Here is a 19450-nt window from a genome sequence, read left to right on the forward strand (position 1 = left end):
AGGTGTTCAATGTGTTTACTTAGCTCAAGATAACGTTACTCGCTATTACTGAAAATGCATTTTATTTCTACACCTTTAGCCCTACCTCAGTCATCTGTATCGTTATTACGAATATATATACATGATTAAGCATCAGTACTTAATTTCAGTARCAATGGCAAGCACTAGCTTAAAAATGTCGGCACAAATCCTGATTATTTCGTCAACTAACAAAAGTTTTCGAGCTACTGAATTTGATTGATATGGATATTTAGGTTATCTAATTACTAGATTAACTATTGAGTTTTAACATTTTAAGAAATTTGTATAAAGTTGTTTAATATTTATCTCCAGCTATCCAAAATAAATTATTATGACTAACCTGCTTAACCCATAATGAAAGTTTTAGTAATGATGCAGCAGGAAATAATTTTCTCCATGCTCGATTATTACTGTACTTAAGAGCGATAAAACACCTTACATATACTTAGATTTTTCATAAATTAAATCAGATTCGTATATTTATTAATTGTAAGAGAAAGAAATAAAGAAATTTTCTTAAACTACATCCTACAACAAAGTTGCTCGCATCTGATAGCCATCTTTACTCATGCTTGAGTCAGGTTAATAGATATGCTATAAAATAGCGATTGAGCTAAGCTGGGTCTTGGCAGTCAATAGAAAGCCTAAAAATGTTTTAGCGATCGCATTGGCTGGAGGATAACTAATTAAACCTGGATTTGGCTGGAAGATGCACATATATATTTTAATTTTTAAAATTCATCTACCTTGTTTGGAGTAGTTGGGCCAGGGCATCAAAGAAGATATAATCCTGCTGATTTTGTCACATAATTTAGAAAAAATTAATCTGCTTGTATTTAAGCTAGGTGCTCAACCCATTCACCTGCACTCAGAACATAAAACTTAAAATATATTTATTATTTTTTAAAAAACTTGCAGCGATTTAGGTACGATAGATAGCTGAATAAGCTGTTTTACATAAAAGCTGCATAATTAAGACGGGCTTTTCGACCTACTTTACAAAAGTTTGATTTAAGGAATTTCAAGAAATAAATTACTTCAAATTTTATTTATACATTTGTCATGACGCACAACTGTGCGTCATGACGATGGAATGTTTTTTAATTGTCAGTCCCTAAGTCTGGCGTCTACCACCCTACATATACAAAGCTTTTAGGATTCATTGGGATTCACTATCGATATTATCAAAACTTAACTGAATTATTAAACTTCTGTTAAATTTTCAAAATTATTACTCTCGATATATGCTAAGGTTAATTTCGTTATTTAGAAATAAGTTAAATTAAATTATAGGTTGCTAACATTATCCCCAGGATCTTAATGTTTGATTTAAACACTTTGGCTGAGTTCTCTCGTGGCAACTGCGTGACTATTTGTACATTTCTTGTACCAGCAAATTTACTGTTTACAACTTTAACAATAGTTATGACAGTATTACGTCGCCCATTGCATCAAGTGTGGCAATCTGCTGCGATCGCTTGCTTTTTCGCTTCTGTGATGATCTTGCACGTGTATACTTGGTTTATGATTGGCGTGGTGATGGCTCCTACCTATATATTGATGTGGTTAGCAATCACCTGTTTGCTGAGTAATTCAGCGGCTATTCTTTTTCACAGACGCTATAGTAACAGCCCTAGTTTTTCCAACAACGTCTGATACTTATAAGACTGTCATTGTTCAATGACAAGAGATAGTCTTTTATTGAGATTTAAAATTTAATGAGTAAACCGATTGTCTGGGTACATGGAGACTGCCTCAGTCCATACAATCCCGCATTACAAGAATACCCAGATGCTCTTGCCATCTGGGTTTGGGACGAGGCCTTGATAGAAGAATGGCAATTGAGTTTCAAACGCTTAACGTTTATTTACGAATGTTTGCTAGAGTTACCTGTTGTAATCCGTCGTGGTGATGTGGTACAGGAAGTTTTAGCTTTTGCCAAAGAACAGAAAGCAGACTTAGTAGTAACAGCAGACAGTCCTAGTCCTCGGTTTGATGATATCTGCAATCAAATTGAGCATTCTATAAAAGTCGAAGTGCTAGAGGTGKAACCATTTTTTGATTATGATGGCTATATTGATTTGAAGCGGTTTTCCCGGTACTGGAAAGTGGCTCAAAATTATGTTTTTGTTGACGGTTGAGGGTTGACTGATGAGAGCCATTTGTTTCAACTCTTGAAACCACCAAGGGCACTCTGTTAATAGTCAACATTCAACAGTCAACTTGTAAGGGTGGGATAAGCTTATTCATTCTGTTTTTGCTGGTTGAGCATCTTCAACAGAACTAGCAATTGTAAAAGAAATAGACTCTCGAGATGCAGTGGTTGAATCTAACTGGGGGTGTTCGAGTGATGCTTCCATACTGGGATCAATTAAATCAGAACCAACAATCTTGTCGTAGTTAGAAGCAACAGCTAAAAAAGCCCCACCCAAAATATAGATTGGTAATGGCAAATTAAATTTTTGCAACCAGTTAAAAAATTCTGCCAACGCAAATAGTACCAAAAAGCAGGCAAGCCAAACTCTCATGTTTTCCATCTCTTGCATTCAAATAACTCTATTATTAGCTTAAATAGCCTCTACCATACTCCATGTATTAGAATATAACTGTCCCATAATCTCTACAACCCTAGAGAAAGGCGGCAAATATCAGACTTTTCTGAAAAATTGTAAGTAAGTATATAACAGTTTTTGCAGGAGAAAGTAAAAAATATCAGTGGTGGCTGTTGACTGTCAACTGTTAACTATATAACACTAAACAGTAGTAAGATTTCACTTTCTGATTTAGAACTGCTAGATACAAGGTTTTGAAACCAACCCTTGCAGATTCTCCTTCAAGATAATAATTAGGGTTAGATACCCTCACTGATATTTTAGACCAGAATAAATCTAGTTTTACTATTCTAGGCGTAGGCGTAGCCTGCCGCAGGTATCGCTATTATTTTCTAGTTTGAGTAGCTGCTAAAATCAAACTACTAATTCTCAGCCTCTAGTATAAAAATCAAGATACGATCACAGCAGATTTAAAGGAAAGTCAAGTACATTATTTAGGTTTGGTAGCTTGGCACAAACCCTATTGTAATTGGTGTCACCAATTATGACCCCAAGCCGCCCAGCGTCCTTGGTGAGGCTTTTGAATTTTGCTGTATTTAGTCTTATACTTTGACAGCTAAAACTGGCAACGCTCCTAGAAGTTTCATTTCACAGGATATAACTGATGGAGAAAAACCAATGAGGCGCTTTTAGCCAAATACTTAAAAAATCAGGAGCAGAAACTGTGACTGCTGAAATTCAGCCAATCATCCCCCAAAATATTCAAGAAATCTTAGCTAGGATCAGTGATGCCTTCGTCATATTGGATTGTGAATGGCGCTACACCTATGTCAATGACAAGCTAGTTGAACTAGCCCAAATGAATAAAGAAGATTTCTTAGGTAAAAGCATTTGGGATTTTCCTGATACGGGAAATAGCATACTTTACACCCAAATGCATCGGGCTGTTGCCGAACAAATTACAGTAAATTTTGAGTATTTAGACCCAAGATGGCATCGTTGGTTAGAATACCGCGTCTATCCTGGGGAAAATGGCGTATCAATATTAATTACAGATATTACTGAACAAAAACGTAACCAACAGCTTTTATCTGCACACTACATAGTCACCCAGATTTTGGCTGAGACTACTGTTTTTGCCAATGCTGTTCCCCTGCTTCTGGAATCCGTGTGCCAAAGTTTAGGCTGGCAAGTTGGTATTTTCTGGAGTGTAAACGAGGAAATTAATGCTCTGCATCGGATCGGCAGTTGGCATTCATCGGATTTGAGCCTTGAAAATTCCCAACTATTGAACCAGCCTTCAACTCTTGCTCTGGGAGAAGGGTTAACTAATCAAGTTTGGACTAGTAGTCAACCTATTTGGATTTGTGAACTTGGCTTAAATCAGAATTTTTTTGCGGCGGCTATCGAATTGCCGATTGTGCTGGGTAATAAAATTTTAGGTGTGATGAAATTCTTCACCAACCAAATTTTACAGCCTGACTTAGATTTACTCCAGAAAATGAGTGCGATCGCTACTCAAATTGGTCAGTTCATCGAACAGCAGCGAAGCAAGTCAATGCTGGAATCAACACAAGAAAAATATTGCCGGATTTTAGAAACTGCCGATGCTGCAATTTCAGAGAAAGATTGTACCCTGCCAAATAATTTAACTGCTCGCGTCGAAGCCCAAGAGGTAATAGGTTTGCAGCAGTGTTTGCTCGAACAGCAAACTGCACTACGCTATCGTCAGCTCGTAGAAGAAAATCTCCGTCACAGTCAAGCACGCTACCATTGTTTAGCACAAGCAAGCGCATCGATTATTTGGAGTGCGGCACCTTGGGGCAACGTTATTGATGAGATTCCTAACTGGCAAGCGTTTACTGGTCAGAGTTTTCAAGTGTACAAAGGCTGGGGTTGGGTAAATGCACTACACCCAGAAGACCGGACATCTGTAGCTGCAATTTGGAGACAAGCTTTTGATGGACGCAGGGTTGCAGTTGCAGAATATCGTGTCCAACGCCATGACGGTGAATACCGTCACATGTCTATACGCGGAGTGCCCATACTCAATGAAACAGGGGAAATCATCGAATGGGTGGGGATGTGTGTAGATATTACTGAACGCAAGCAAGCAGAGTCAGAACGTGAGCAACTCCTGGCGCTACTAGAAACAGAACAGACTCGCTTGATGGAAGCTAACGTGCTGCTTGATACCATTTTTAATAAAGCGTCTCTGGGAATTGGCGTATGGGATGAAAAATTAAGATTTGTGCGCTTGAATTATGCTTTAGCTGAAATCAACGGTCTGTCCCAAGAGATGCATATCGGTAAGACTGTCGCCGAATTGCTGCCTGGGTTGGATCTTGAGGTTACGGAAGCTTTGCGCCATGTAGTGGAGACTGGAGAATCCATTTCCCAAGAAACCAGTGGAGAAACACCTGCTGCCCCTGGAAAGCAGCAGTACTGGTCAGTTAATTACTATCCGATTCAACTACCCGGTAATATCACTTGGGTGAGCGCAATTTGCCAAGAAATCACTGAACGCAAACAAGCAGAAGTTGAACGCGAGCAACTGCTGGAGAGCGAACGTCTGGCTCGTCTTGAAGCTGAAAATGCCAAAGAGCAAGTTACCACAATTTTGGAGAGTATCACTGATGGCTTTGTTGCCTTTGACAGTGAGTGGCGCTTTACCTATCTCAATCACGAGGGAAGTAGAACTTTAGGGCGTTGCTGTGAAGAACTGCTGGGAAAGAAATTGTGGGAAGAGTTTCCAGAATTAGCTGATACTGGTTTTGGTCAACTTTTTCAAAGAGCCGTCGCTTTAGCACTACCGCTTGAGTTGGAAGATTATTACCCGCCCTTTGATGCCTGGTTTGCCGTCCGTGCCTATCCTTCCGCTACAGGACTATCACTATATTTCGCTAACATTAATGTTAGAAAACAAACACAAGCAGCACTAGCAGAAAGTGAAGCACGTTTTCGACTGCTGGCTGAGAATTCCACTGATATTATTTCACGTAGTACAGTAGACGGAATTTTGCTGTATGTTTCACCAGCTTGCTACACAGTACTAGGGTATCAACCAGAAGAACGAGTGGGTCGTCATAATCGTGAGTTAGTTCACCCAGACGATTTAGCTGAGATTGCCAAGCATTATCCAATCAATGCTGATTTACCAGATATTTATACCCTTACTTACCGCATACGTCACAAAGATGGGCATTATATCTGGCTAGAAACAACTGCTCGAGCAATTCGCGATCGCCAAACTCAAGAAATTTTAGAAATCCAAGCGTGTTCGCGAGATATTACTGAGCGCAAGCAAGTGGAAGATAGACAGCGCTTTTTAGCTCAGGCAAGCGGAATTCTGGCTGCATCATTGGATTATGAAACAACTTTAGCAAGTTTAGCGCGTTTAACAGTACCCGAAATAGCCGATTGGTGTTTAGTTGATATCTGTGACCATCAATCAGTCCGTAGGGTTGCAGCCGCCCATGCCGACCCGGCAAAACACCAATTGGTAGAACAGTTACAAAATTATCCGCCTGTAGGACAAACACAAGGTATTGCTGAGGTAATACGCTCTGGCAAATCACAAATTACTCATTTTATTTCCTTAGAACAGATGCAAGCGGTAACTTCAAGTGCCAGCCACTTGAAAATCCTGCAACAGTTAAATCCTCAGTCTGTAATGTGTGTGCTGCTCATGGTTCGGGGACGGGCACTAGGAGCTATGACTTTAGTATCTTCTGGCAATCATCGCTACGATAGTCACAGCTTAATGTTAGCTGAAGAATTGGCCGGGCGTGCAGCGATCGCCCTTGATAATGCCCGATTGTACACACAAACACAGCAATCTCAACAAATTGCTGAAAGCGCCGCATTTCGCACTGCCCGTTTACAAGCGATTACTGCGGCGCTTTCGGAATCTCTAACTCCCGCACAAGTGGCTGAAGTAATTGTAGAGCAAGGTATGGCAGCTTTGGGAGCTAGTTCTGCTTTAGTAGCACTCGTGACTAACAACGGCAGTGAACTGGAAATTGTCCGTGCAGTTGGTTACCAAGAAGAAACATTAAATTTATGGCGGCGATTTTCGATTAATGCAGCTGCGCCACTGGCAGAAGCAGTACGGACTAAACAACTTCTCTGGCAAGAGCCAACAACAACAAGGGTGGCTCGTTACTCACATCTAGCTCAAGAGTATGCTAAGTATAATTATTTAACTTGGATTTCCATTCCATTAATTATCGAGGGACGAGCGATAGGCGGAATCTCTCTAGCTTTCGCTGAGACTCGCAAATTAAACCAAGATGACCGTGCTTTTGTACTAGCACTAGCACAGCAATGCGCTCAATCAATTGAACGTACCCGTTTATACGAAGCAGAACAGACTGCACGAGAAGCAGCAGAAAACGCCAATCGAATTAAAGACGAGTTTTTGGCAGTTCTTTCGCATGAATTGCGATCGCCACTCAACCCAATTCTCGGGTGGTCAAAATTACTCCAAACCAGAAAACTTGATGAAAAAGTAATCCCTCAAGCGCTTAAAACTATCGAGCGCAATGCTCAACTACAAGCTCAACTAATTGAAGACTTGCTGGATATTTCCCGGATTTTACAAGGTAAACTCAGCTTAAATATCTACCCAGTTGATTTGACATCTGTAATTACCGCAGCAATGGAGACAGTACGGCTCTCAGCTGAAGCCAAGTCAATTGAGATGCACATCAGCATACAACCAAATTTAGAGCAAGTTTTAGGTGACTCTAGTAGATTGCAACAAATTATTTGGAATCTACTTTCAAACGCCATCAAATTTACACCAGAGAGGGGACGAGTTGATATTCGACTTGCAGCAGTGGGGACTAGGGAAGATGAGGGAGACGCGCAAGGGACGCAGGACAAGGCGATAAAAAGAATAACTTTTAACTCCTCACTCAACACTCCTCATGCCCAAATCATCATTAGCGACACTGGCAAAGGCATCGATCCCAATTTTATCCCCCATATGTTTGAATATTTTCGTCAAGAAAACAGCACCACCACTAGAAAATTTGGGGGATTGGGGTTAGGATTAGCGATCGTCCGTCATTTAGTGGAACTGCATGGCGGCACAGTCGAGGCAGAAAGTCAGGGTGAAAATCGCGGGGCAACTTTTACCGTCAGACTTCCGCTAATTCAACAGCCCTCACAAAGCAAAGAAGACAGTATCGACTCTGAGTCATCCTCAAATTTAAATGATGTCAAAATTTTAGTAGTGGATGATGATGCGGATACGCGAGAATTTATTGCCTTTTTGCTAGAGCATTATGGGGCAAATGTGACAGCAGTGGCATCAGCAAATGAAGCATTAACTGCCTTAAGGCAATTGCAACCAGATGTTCTGTTAAGCGACATTGGAATGCCAAACATTGATGGATACATGTTTATGCGACAGTTGAGGACATTACCACCAGAACAGGGAGGACAAATTCCAGCGATCGCACTTACTGCCTATGCTGGAGAAATGAATGCCAAACAAGTACTTGCCGCCGGATTTCACAAGCATATCGCCAAACCAGTAGAGCCAATCGAATTAATCCAAGCGATCGCCAACTTAATAGCTTCTTAAATAACGCTACACTAACAACTTGCTGCAAGCCTTAGCTCCAATGCCAATTGCTTTGTGACACAAGGCGCTAAGCTAGCACTGGCTCGACTTTTCGCAGAATTATAAATCTAAAATATAGCAGTCCTAAATAAGAAAGTGAAATATTGCTGCTGTTAACAGTCAACAATTAACTGTTACTACTGATATTTTTTACAACTTAAATAGGATTGCTATAATATAACTATTTATTAGCTAATACCTCAGAAGGAGTAATTTTAGCATACTCTTCAGGTGTCAAAAACCCGACTTTAACATCCACCTTCTTTGGTATAAGTCCGAGATTGTACCATTTGTCTGCAACCTCTTGTTGCTTTGTAATAGTTTTCTCAGTAATTGGTAGCAATCCATACTCATATTTACTATGCATAATTTCTAAAATAGGGGGGTCTAGTTGAGTTACAGGAGCAAGTAGTTGTGCTACTTCTTTCGGATGCTCTTGAGTCCAGATATCTGCTTTTTCCAGTTCTTCTAGAAATACTTTAATCACATCAGGATGTGCCTGATAAAACTGACGTGAAGTCGAGTAAAAGTTTCCTGTATCCCGCAACTCACCTCCATCTGTCAAAACACGACCTACTTTATTTTGTACATTTCTAGTAACAAATGGCTCCCAAATAAACCAACCATCTACTTTTCCCTGACTAAAAGCCACATTAGCATCTGGTGGTGGTAGAAAAACTGATTGGACATCACTTAGTTTCAATCCTGCTTTTTCTAATGCTTTGACTAACAAGTAATGACCTATAGAGGCTTTTTGGAAAGCTACTTTTTTACCTTTTAAATCAGCAACACTTTTAATCGGAGAGTTGGTCGGAACTAAAAGTGAAACTGATTTTCCACTGGAGTATGTAGTAGCTAAATAAACAAGAGGTACTCCTGCTGCTTGTGAAAATACAGGAGGCGACTCAGCTGTAGATGCAATATCAAGAGCGTTTGCATTTATAGCTTCTAGCTGTTGCGGCCCAGCTGCAAACTCACTCCACTGTACTTTAAAACCTAAAGGTTCCAATCGCTTTTCTAAAGACCCCTGCTTTTCTAATACTGCTAGACCAGTAAGTTGTTTTGAACGCACAATTCGTACTACTTGCTTCTCTGTGGTGTTAGATGAAGCTGATGAAGCTGATGAAGCTGATGAATCAGAAGAAGCAGGGGACTGCTGAGCATTATTTTTAGCTTCACTACAACTGGATAAGGTTGTCGATAATACTAAGCAGTAGCCCAGAGCAAACAATAAAGAACGACGTGTTATTTTCTGGTTTTTATTAAAGTCAAACTTTTGTTTTTTAGCTGGCATAGGTTGTTTTACTTCTTGTTATCTAAGGGATAGAAAAATTCTAATGAATTAAAAAATAAACCAAAAATATTATTTATTGTTTAGTAAATTCCAGTAATTTAAAAGAGTAAGTAGAGTGAGTATTACCCCACTCTATACCGACTATAGGAACTTGAGTTGAAGATTTGTGAGGTAGAAAATTAGAAAATGCACAATGCTATTTCTTCCAAGCAACTGAGATTGTAGCTTTAAGTTCTTCTGCAAAATGTCCTGACGGTTCAACTTTTAGCAATGCTTCTTTAAGGTCTGCTTCAAAAGCTGGGATGTTATCGCCATAGAAAATTTTCAAAGAAAAAGCTGTGGTATATAAGTAGCCAAGATAGCTATCAACAGTCCAAGATTTTTCAAATGGCACTTCATAGACTTCTTGACGAGCAAAAGCTGAATTGGCAATTACAACATCATGAGGAGGATCGACTGGCTTACGAATCCCTTCTCCTCGTTGTCCAGTCCGGCGTCGATCGCCTAACCATTTCTTCACGACTCCAACAGCAGCTTGTTTCCAAGGTAGAGAGCTTTCCCAAGGATTATCGCCAGTATTCAGCAGTGCTAATCCACCATCATCAGTAAGCAATTCATAAAGGCGCTCAAGCACTGATTGGCGTTCCATCCAGTGGAAAGCTCGACCAATAGTAGCTAATTTAAATGTCCCTAAACTAGAGTCGATGAACTCTGCCCCTTGTTCAAGCCAAGTAATATTGTTTGCTCCTACTGCTGCTGCTTGGCGTTTAGCTTCTGCAATCATATCGGGATCGGGGTCGATCGCCACAACTTCTTCAAATTTAGTTCGCAAAGGAATTGCAATTAATCCTGGCCCGGTACCCAAATCCAGCAATCGCCCTTGACCATTAAGATTAAATATTTCCGCTAATCTATCAAATACAACAGGCGGATATTTAGTTCTGTATTGAGTGTAGCCTTCAGCGGCTCCCTCAAACAAGGTTGGATCATAAGTAGGAAGTGTTTTGAGTTGAGTCATATCGATTTTAGATTTGAAATTTTGTAGAGACGCGATTCATCGCGTCTGGTTGTGACATAACCAATGCCCCATACCCTATGAATATTGTGTGATAACAGGTAGCTGTTCATTAAGTACCCAATCACCTATAGCTCGCAATTTATAGTCCACAGGATCATGGAGGGTAAAAGTTCGCAAATCTCGCCAGTAACGGTCAAATCCATATTTAGTTCCAGTGGCGCGAGTTCCTGTGACTTCAAAGATGCGATTGGTAATATCTATACCTACACGGGTAGCTAATGCTTTGGCTGCGGAAACTGCGATCGCTACTTCTCCCCTCTCTTGATGAGTCAGGGCTATATCCTTGTCCCAAGCTGCTTGCACCTTTTCGGCTGCTAAGTCAGCTAGAGCGATCGCACCTTGGATTTCGATCCAAAAATCACCGTAATTATGCAATATATACGGGTCTTGAGTAGCACTATCTACTCCTGATGTAATCCAAGGACGAGTATTAGTTTTAGTATACTCACGAGCTGCGGCGAAAGCTCCTTTGGTAATTCCTAGATAAACATTAGTTTTTGTTAACTGGGCAATAATACCAAGAAAAGTTGAGAAGGCATTATCAGGAGGTTCTGGTGGACCTAAAATTTCATCTTTCTCTACTAGGACATTATTAAATGTATAACTACTACTATCAGTGCGACGTTGCCCAATATTGTCCCAATCTTGATTAGAAATTAAGCCTTCTCTTTCCTTAGGAATTATGAATATGAAGGGCAATTCTACACCATCTTGCAAAGCTGAGAATACCCGATAATCTGCAACAGCAATACCCGTACCAAAGCTTTTAACACCGTTAACCCGAAAATTTTCACCTTCTGGGCTAATTTTCAGCCTAGTGTCCCGCGTATTAATTGCATTTGCCCAAAATAAGTTATTCTTAGCAGTTTCACTATAATATTTTTCCTTTTGGGCTGGTGTACCAGAAACATGACCCAAAGCCGTCAAATTCAAATGATTACCATATAACTGACCAATTGAACCATCAGCTTTTGATAGTTTTCTAATAATTTTTAAGGCATCAATCCAAGTTGCCCCAGTTCCACCATATTGTTTAGGCACAATTAATGGTAGTAAGCCAGTTTCACGTAGCCGATTAATTTCCTCTTCTGGAACTCCGGCTTTAGCATCCCTTTCAACTGAGGATTGAGCAAGTTCTTTAGATAAAGAAGCTGCTACATCAATGTAATCCTTTGGTTTTGTAATATCTAGTACCATAAAAAATCATCCTTGATACTTTAGTAACTTGTAATTAGCTGAACACAGAAAAATACTTATATAAGTTTCGATTTTAGATTGGTAATAGTGAAATAAAACCTACTTTCCAAATTTGTTGATGCATAATTTAGGAGAAATGTAGAGTGAGTTTTTTTCACTCTACAACTAAACAGAGGAAATGGAACATGGAACACTTTTATTGATTGGATGGGCATTAGGAAAGTTATTTCCCAGTCCCCACTTACTATTTTTCTTCCCAATCTTTTAATTGAAAGTCTGACTTTGCTAAACCTTGCGAAACTAAAAACTTTTTAGTACCTTCTAAAAGTTTGACTCCCTCAGGTGGCAATGGTTCTTCTGATACTTGTTGAAGTGGGTAGGATACTTTGATGATATCAACGGGATATTTAGTAATTTGCGCGTGGTATTGATAATATTCTTCAGAATTAGCTTTTAAATCTTTGGCTGCTTCTGTGAGAATGGTGTTAAATTTCTCAGCAAAATCAGGCTGTTTTGCTAAAAAGGTTTCAGTTGCTACAATTAATGAAGTTCCTGATAAACCATTATGATTTGCTGAAGAATCAATCACCGGAAATCCTTGGGATTTCAGAAAAGGCCCCATATCACTTGAAGTCGCATAAGCCGCTACGTCACCGTGTTCTAACGCTGCTTTTGCTTCAGTACTCATCAAGTGAACGATTTTTACATCTTTGGTAATTTTAGTTTCAGCTAATAAACCCAACAGGTATCGATGCATATAAGAACCTTTTTGGGTAGCTATTTTTTCTCCTTTTAGTTCAGCAAGCGATCGCGGGCCATTCTTTTTCGCTACTAGCCAAGCAATTGTATTAAATTGAGTAATCCGTAGCAGTCGAGTTTTCTCTCCTTTGGCTCTCAAAACAATCGCTGGTGTATCGCCTAAAGAACCAACATCTAATTGACCCGCAACAAGGGCTTCATTTAAATCCGGGCCGTTCGGAAATCGCGCAAAAGTAATGTTTTGAAATCCAACTTTTTTGAGTTCCCGCTCTAATATTCCCTTTTTCTTCGCCCAACCAAGTGGGCCTGTAGGTTCTGCACTACCCACATAACCTATACGCAAGGTAGATATATTGTTAGATGCAGTAACAGAACCAGTGCTATTGGCATTAACAGCTTCAATGGATTGAGCAGATTCACTTTTGTTTTGGCTACATCCTGTAGTTAATAGCAGCAAAACACAAGCAACTGAAGCTAATAATTTCAAACTAAATTTATTTTGACTGACAGAACCTATTGCTAACATGAACGACAGCATGACTATTTTCTCCGCTGTACTATTTCATTTGCTTGAGAATTTGGAATGTTGAATCGCTTTTTGCTGTTGATGTCCGTTTATGTCCCCAACCAACGTTTTCACGGTAACTACCCAGCAAGCCGACTTCTACCAATTCTGCTTCGTTGACTGAAGTCTGCATGTCACTTTGGGGTGCTACATAAAGAGCGTCAACTGGACAATACAATTCGCACATATAACAGGTTTGACAGTCACTTTGTCGGGCAATAGTTGGCGGTGCATCAGGTACGCTCTCAAACACGTTGGTTGGACAAACGTTCACGCAGATATTACATTGTATGCACCGCGATTCGCTGACCAACTCAATCACACTGCGGCTCCTATTTTAGATTTTGGATTTTCTGCTTTTGCTGTAGTATCTAGCGGCTGAGTCTTGACCCAGACTCGATCTAATCCACCACTAATTAAATAATGTTGTTGGTTAGGATCTTGTTCGGGATAGTCTAAATGTTTGTGCATACCACGAGTTTCTTTACGTTCAAGGGCACTGCTATACATCCATCGTGCTGTAGCTACCATCGCCGCAGCTTCTCTAGCCCGAATCAGTTCTTGATTTGAGGTTACCTCGCTACTGCGGATTTCTTGCCAGAGGTGATTGAGTCTAGCTAGAGATTGAGTTAAGCCTTGTTCTGTACGAAATAAGTTCCGTTCGTAGGGAAATACTTCGGCTTGGACTGCCTGAATCACTTCAGCAGTTGCAAATTTATCAAAGCGATCGCTCTGACTCTTTAATGCTACCTCTCCGACACCCTTGAGGTGAGGTTGAGTTTTCTGTTGTCTGATGCGGCTATATTGGGCAGCTGATTCGCCTGACCAATAGCCAGAAGATATTGCCCAAGCGGCATTGTGGCTACCACCGCCAGTGAATCCGCCACAAATCAGTTCTCGTGTGGCTGCATCTCCAGCAGCGTAGAGTCCGCGCACAGAGGTGGCGCAGCTATCATCTAAAATCCGAATTCCTCCTGTACCGCGTACAGTTCCCTCTAGACGCAAGGTAACAGGGAAACGTTGAGTAAATGGATCGATACCTGCACGGTCAAAGGGTAAAAAGAAGTTAGGCTGCGCCAAACGCATAGATGGGCGCATCGATTCGGCTGCTTTATCCAAAATGGCGTAAACTGGCTGTTCGAGCAATGTCTTGGCTATTACCGAACGTCCCCTTTGAGAACCCGCACCAGGAATCACGCTGCCGTCTTCGTAGGTGAAAGTTGCCCAATTGTAAAACAAGGTTTTGGTAACTGAAGAAAAAGCTGGGGAGATGCCGTAAGCGTTGGAGAATTCCATACCCGACATCTCGGCACCTGCTTCAGCAGCCATTAAATAACCATCCCCTGTTAGGACGTTGCATCCTAACGCTTTACTTAAAAACGCACAACCACCAGTGGCAATGATTGTGGCAATTGAACGCACCATCCATCTTCCACCAGTCTGACGGTTCACACCCGTGGCACCGCCAACACCACCATCTTCATCTACTAATAGTTCTAAGGCGGGGCTGTGGTCTAAAATCTTGACTCCTGCGCGTTGAACTTGCCGCCGCATCAACCGCATATACTCGGGCCCTTGGAGCGATCGCCGATAGGGTTTGCCTTCATCGTCGGTGGGAAAAGGATAACCCCACTCTGCTAACCGATTGACGTTAACATACGTCTGATTCAGTACCCGATCCATCCAATTGCGATCGCATAAAAACCCACCTAATGATTCCCGACTTGCCTTGGCTGTTTCCCGTGCTTCGGGGTCGGGTGGCACATACCATACACCATTACCAGATGCAGCTGCACATCCAGTCGTCCCACAATATCCTTTATCTACGAGGACAACTTTAGCTCCAGTTGATGCAGCACTCCAAGCCGCCCAAGTTCCAGCAGGGCCACCGCCAATTACTAGGACATCTGCTTGCAGGTCGAGTTCAAAATCAATTGTCAATGTCTTGAGCATCTAAAATATTTCTCCCCATCGAGCGAGTCTTAAGCATCAAATTTTCACCCCATTGACGCCGCATACTATCAGATTCTTTGCCTATCCTAATTAAGGGTTTTCTACTATCCTCAATTTATGGCTCTTTTAGTTAGGTTGCCTGTAAATTAAATTTTACTATACTACTTTATCTTTAGCGATTAACCGTAGTTTTTACATAACAAAGCTTTTCACAATTTCTGAGAAAAAGCAAGTATTGTCACAAATAAATTCAAATATAAATTTCTGCAAAATAAACTTTCGATATCTGAATATATACTTGCTTTTTACATAGTTTTGTGCTTTGTCAGGTTATGAGATGAGGGAGATGTGGTTCGACTTCGCGATAGTTGAGCGTAGTCGAAACTCACCAACCAGGAGATGAGGAAGCTTTTTCATCATCTCTCCACACTCCCCACACTCTATAATGCCCCAGTTTCTACAAAGGACAAAGAACAAATGACTAATGACTAAAACCTAAAGACAGTACGAATCCAACCATATAAACTATCAGGATTACTGCTATCAGAGTTTGGTGCAGTAATCCAGATTAAACCTGGCGTAATCTCAATATTGTCCCCAATTTTATATTGGTAAAATGCCTCAACGTGCAGAGAGGTATCTTTATCTGCTTGCCCGAAACCCGATCCCAAATTTACACTATCACTCAGACGGATCATTTTTGGCTCCATACCAACTAAAAATCCCCCAAGAGCGCCTTGCTTAAAAAGATCCGGGAATGCCAGTCCTACCGCCCAATCCATAGCTGCGCCATCTCCGCGTCCTATATAGCGATGGGATGCATAACTTACCCATCCATTGATTGCCAGCTTAGAACTAATTTGATAGAACGCCTGTAGACCATAAAGGTTACCTATGGTTCCCGCCCCAGCCACAGTACTGTTTACCAGGTTACTTCCCACTGCTGGACCGAAGTTTGTTCCACTAAAACCTTGGGTATTTGGTGGGCTATAGGTATTGACGTAAGTTCCAGCTACTCGAAAATTTCTATTACCTGAGTAGTATATTATCTGTGCTAAAGCTAAATACCTGCCTGAAAAAAAGCCATTATTAATTGCTGGATTATTACCATTTGGTGTACTGTATGCTAATCCAACTTGAACCTGTTTGCCTAAGCGCTGGAGTATGGCAATTCCGGCGCCGCTATCTCCATAGTTATAGACCAAAGACCGTCGTGAAAATCGTGAAATTCCATTAGCACCAGTTGCAGAAGACGATTCAAAATATGGGTTAACCGGGCCGGAAAGACCTATCTCACTAGCTCCATCGGATAAGGCATAGATATTTACTTGGGTATTTGGATTAGGCAAAAACCGATAGCGAACACCACTGAGAATAATCTGATTGAATGGAAAAGTAATACTGGAATTATCAGCGGTTCTCCCTTCATAAGTTCCTAAGTATCCAGCTCTTGTTTGTCCCAACGATGCTTGATTTCCACCTGTCAAGGCTATGCTGAGTGAGTCTGTTCCGTTAAAACTGGAGTTTAAGCGTAAGGTAGCCGAGCCTTGAAGTGTGGGATTGCGAGGTGCGCGTGTCTTAGTCACAACATTATTGCCTGCAAAAAGCGAGCCCAAGACAATCTGAGTTCTAGCTATAAGTTTGGTTGTAGTTGAAAACTGAGTTGCTGCTAAGTTGGCAGTCCGCATTTCTAAGTTATCTAAACGTCCCCGCAATTGAGCAAGTTCTGGAGAAAATTGTTCTTGTAGTTTTTTGATGGTATCTAAATCTTCCCGTCTGACTAAATCTGTCGTTGAAGTAGCTATTAGTTCATTGAGACGCTCTAAAGTTGCATTCAAACCAGCAGCAAATTCGTAGCGCGTCAGAGGGCGATTTCCTTTGAATGTACCATCTGTATATCCAGCAATGACACCATAGCGTTCCACCAAAGACTGTAGTGCTTGAAATGCCCAATCTGTCGGCTTCACGTCTGATAGTTGGGAGACGGATGTTACTTGTTCAGCAGAATTATTGGTAGGTTTTTTCTTAGTCGATGCTGCAGCTCCAGATAATTCCGAGACAGATGTTACTTGTTCTGGCTTTCTAGTTTTTTTAGTAGTTACTACTGGAATTGAAGTTTCTACTGTTTGATTCACAATTGGTTCTGGAGGTTTATTTACCTCTAGTTCAGTAATTGAAGTTTGTACTGTTTGATTATCAATTGCTTGTTGAAGTTTGTTTGCTTCTAGTTCTTTAGGCAGTTCAGCCGAACTTTTAGCTGGATGAAAAACCACGACAGCTAGAATATTTAGTAATGAAAGCAGGAACAGTATGGATTTATAATTCCAGCGAAAATTGGACATGACTCTTTAACTCCTCAACCCAAAAAACGAATAAACTAGCTCTAAATTCGACAAAAAACTAGCACAAATCCCTGATGCAATATTTGTGCTACACCTTTAATAGGACTTAAGGTTTCATTGATGAGAAAATGACAAATATTCAGATATCAAAACGACTACTAAGTAGTTCAATATAAAATCCGAAAGTCGCAGTAAATTATTAATTCTGGCGCTTCAAAGGATAGTAAGACGATATTTGAAAAGTGGTGGCTGATAATCAGCTACATTTTGACAGCATCAATTATTCCTAAAGTACGATAAATCGATAGATTTACCGGTTTATTCAAAATTATCTTTGCATAGACCTTGGTACAATGCAAGACCTAGTAGTTCTACATGAGGCAAAAATATGTCAAAATTATTATTGGCTAACTCAACTCGCTAACTGCGATCGCTTGACTTTTATCTAGCTCATAGCAACGTAGATAAAGGTCTCAATTGTTTTACGTAAAAGAGCGTAGTCTTTAATCGTAGAGCATCTTGAAGACTACTAATTCCTAGCTTCTTAAAGAAAATTTAAAGAAAAGTTGTTTCTAACACAGTTATTTTGAGATGAAAGTGTAAAAATTACTGATTAAGGAACTTTTCATATCAGCAGCCATTTTTGACTAATGGTTAAATAAGGGTTGATTTTTACGTAATATCAAGTACAATTTTAACTGTAAACTACGGTAAATCGGTCGACTAAACGTAAATTATAAACCTCCTACCTGATAAACTAATGCAAATTCTTTGGTTTATTCCAACTGGATCTCATGACGGACGCTATTTAGGCACAGACATTGGCTCTCGTATTGCTACACCTGATTATTTGCAGCAAATTGCCCAAGCCGTAGATAGTTTAGGCTATACAGGTGCATTACTACCTACAGGCCGTTCTTGTGAAGATGCTTGGATTACTGCTGCGGCTTTTATATCTGTTACTAAGCAAATGAAATTTCTCGTAGCAATTCGCCCAGGAATCACTTCTCCTGGGGCTGCGGCAAGGATGGCAGCAACATTTGATCGGATTTCTAAAGGAAGATTATTAATTAATGTCGTGACTGGTGGAGATCCCGTACACCTTGCTGGAGATGGCTTGCATCTGAGTCATGACGATCGCTATGATTTAACCGATGAATTCTTAAGTGTTTGGCGAGGTATTGTCAGCGGGGAAACAGTTGATTTTAAAGGAAACTATTTAGATATCAAAGGCGGTAAACTCCTATTCCCACCAGTTCAAAAACCCTATCCACCCTTGTGGTTTGGTGGTTCATCTACTGCTGCCAAACGGGTTGCTGCCAAACATATAGATGTCTATCTGACTTGGGGAGAACCTCCACAACAAGTTGCACAAAAAATTGCTGAAGTTCGGCAACTGGCGGCAGAACAAGGTAGAACAGTACGTTTTGGCATTCGTTTGCACGTAATTGTGCGATCAACCGAGTCTGCGGCTTGGGATGCTGCCAATGAGTTAATTAAGTATGTAGATCAAGAAGCGATCGCCACAGCTCAAAAAGACTTTGCTAGTTCTGATTCTGAAGGACAGCAGCGCATGAGTCAACTACATAATGGCTCTCGCCAAGCCTTAGAAATTAGCCCCAATTTATGGACAGGAATTGGATTAGTGCGGGGTGGTGCTGGCACAGCTTTAGTTGGAGATTCCGACACCGTTATCGCTAGAATGCTGGAATATCAAGAACTAGGAATAGAAAGTTTCATTTTCTCTGGATATCCCCATTTAGAGGAAGCGTATCGCACCGCAGAATTATTATTCCCACACCTACCTTTGCAGAACCAACCTGCACCTTCAACACCACAAGTGTTGAGTCATTTTGGCGAAACAGCCGCCAATGAAAAATTTGCTAAACAACTAACAACTGCTTCATAAGGTAATAAGTTGCTCAACCTAATTAAATATGAGATGTCATCACGAGCAAAACTGAGTGTACACACGTTCGCGCAGCCCAACGTAGAGAATAGAAGGGAAGCGAAATAATCGTAAAGATTATATTTTAGATTTTTATGTTGACCTACTT

Annotated in this window: 13 protein-coding genes and 1 pseudogene; 4 read left to right on the top strand and 10 right to left on the bottom strand. The window is 40.7% G+C overall.

All coding sequences use genetic code 11. The annotated features are described in order from the left end of the window. Positions 1-615: 615 nt before the first annotated feature. Positions 616-738, bottom strand: coding sequence for a hypothetical protein (locus FCR06_RS34375; protein WP_262984704.1), 123 nt, complete (start codon positions 736-738; stop codon positions 616-618). A gap of 603 nt (positions 739-1341) precedes the next feature. On the opposite strand from FCR06_RS34375, the gene FCR06_RS22750 reads away from it, so the two are divergent. Together FCR06_RS22750 and FCR06_RS22755 are read left to right on the top strand one after the other, a co-directional pair. After that, positions 1342-1677 (top strand): hypothetical protein, encoded by a 336-nt coding sequence (locus tag FCR06_RS22750; RefSeq protein WP_138503771.1) that lies wholly within the window; start codon positions 1342-1344, stop codon positions 1675-1677. Between the two features lie 62 nt (positions 1678-1739). Next, the gene (locus tag FCR06_RS22755; RefSeq protein WP_138503773.1) at positions 1740-2162 is read left to right on the top strand and encodes a deoxyribodipyrimidine photo-lyase; all 423 of its coding nucleotides are present in this window, start codon (positions 1740-1742) and stop codon (positions 2160-2162) included. Positions 2163-2267: 105 nt separating this feature from the next. On the opposite strand, the gene FCR06_RS22760 is transcribed toward FCR06_RS22755, so the two are convergent. Then, positions 2268-2549 (bottom strand): hypothetical protein, encoded by a 282-nt coding sequence (locus FCR06_RS22760; protein ID WP_138503775.1) that lies wholly within the window; start codon positions 2547-2549, stop codon positions 2268-2270. A 748-nt stretch (positions 2550-3297) separates the two neighbouring features. Between FCR06_RS22760 and FCR06_RS22765 the strand changes: the two genes are divergently transcribed. Then, a complete protein-coding gene (locus tag FCR06_RS22765) occupies positions 3298-8166 on the top strand; it encodes a PAS domain S-box protein (RefSeq protein WP_138503777.1) in 4869 nt (1622 codons plus the stop codon). Between the two features lie 220 nt (positions 8167-8386). Here FCR06_RS22765 and FCR06_RS22770 read toward each other — a convergent pair whose 3' ends face one another. The 8 genes and pseudogenes from FCR06_RS22770 to FCR06_RS22800 form a co-directional block, all read right to left on the bottom strand. Next, positions 8387-9499: an aliphatic sulfonate ABC transporter substrate-binding protein gene (locus FCR06_RS22770; protein WP_138503779.1), complete on the bottom strand. Its 1113-nt coding sequence runs from the start codon at positions 9497-9499 to the stop codon at positions 8387-8389. A 196-nt stretch (positions 9500-9695) separates the two neighbouring features. Continuing rightward, positions 9696-10517: a class I SAM-dependent methyltransferase gene (locus FCR06_RS22775; RefSeq protein WP_138503781.1), complete on the bottom strand. Its 822-nt coding sequence runs from the start codon at positions 10515-10517 to the stop codon at positions 9696-9698. A 75-nt stretch (positions 10518-10592) separates the two neighbouring features. Further along, complete coding sequence (locus FCR06_RS22780) at positions 10593-11774, bottom strand: acyl-CoA dehydrogenase family protein (RefSeq protein ID WP_138503783.1); 1182 nt, start codon at positions 11772-11774, stop codon at positions 10593-10595. 244 nt (positions 11775-12018) lie between these two features. Further along, the gene (locus FCR06_RS22785) at positions 12019-13071 is read right to left on the bottom strand and encodes an ABC transporter substrate-binding protein (protein WP_138503785.1); all 1053 of its coding nucleotides are present in this window, start codon (positions 13069-13071) and stop codon (positions 12019-12021) included. A gap of 19 nt (positions 13072-13090) precedes the next feature. Continuing rightward, positions 13091-13351, bottom strand: a complete 261-nt coding sequence (locus tag FCR06_RS22790) for a 4Fe-4S ferredoxin (RefSeq protein WP_317616838.1) — start codon at positions 13349-13351, stop codon at positions 13091-13093. 21 nt (positions 13352-13372) lie between these two features. Beyond that, positions 13373-13420 (bottom strand): annotated as a pseudogene (locus tag FCR06_RS34650) (hypothetical protein); the annotation flags it as partial. After that, positions 13417-15051, bottom strand: coding sequence for an FAD-dependent oxidoreductase (locus FCR06_RS22795; RefSeq protein ID WP_138503789.1), 1635 nt, complete (start codon positions 15049-15051; stop codon positions 13417-13419). The pseudogene FCR06_RS34650 and the gene FCR06_RS22795, both read right to left, overlap by 4 nt. A gap of 488 nt (positions 15052-15539) precedes the next feature. Further along, on the bottom strand, positions 15540-17393 hold the full coding sequence (locus tag FCR06_RS22800; RefSeq protein WP_138503791.1) for an iron uptake porin: 1854 nt from the start codon (positions 17391-17393) through the stop codon (positions 15540-15542). A 760-nt stretch (positions 17394-18153) separates the two neighbouring features. Between FCR06_RS22800 and ssuD the strand changes: the two genes are divergently transcribed. Further along, positions 18154-19302, top strand: a complete 1149-nt coding sequence (gene ssuD, locus FCR06_RS22805) for an FMNH2-dependent alkanesulfonate monooxygenase (protein ID WP_138503793.1) — start codon at positions 18154-18156, stop codon at positions 19300-19302. Positions 19303-19450: the final 148 nt, after the last annotated feature.

Source organism: Nostoc sp. PA-18-2419 (assembly GCF_005869855.1).
Classification (GTDB): domain Bacteria; phylum Cyanobacteriota; class Cyanobacteriia; order Cyanobacteriales; family Nostocaceae; genus Nostoc.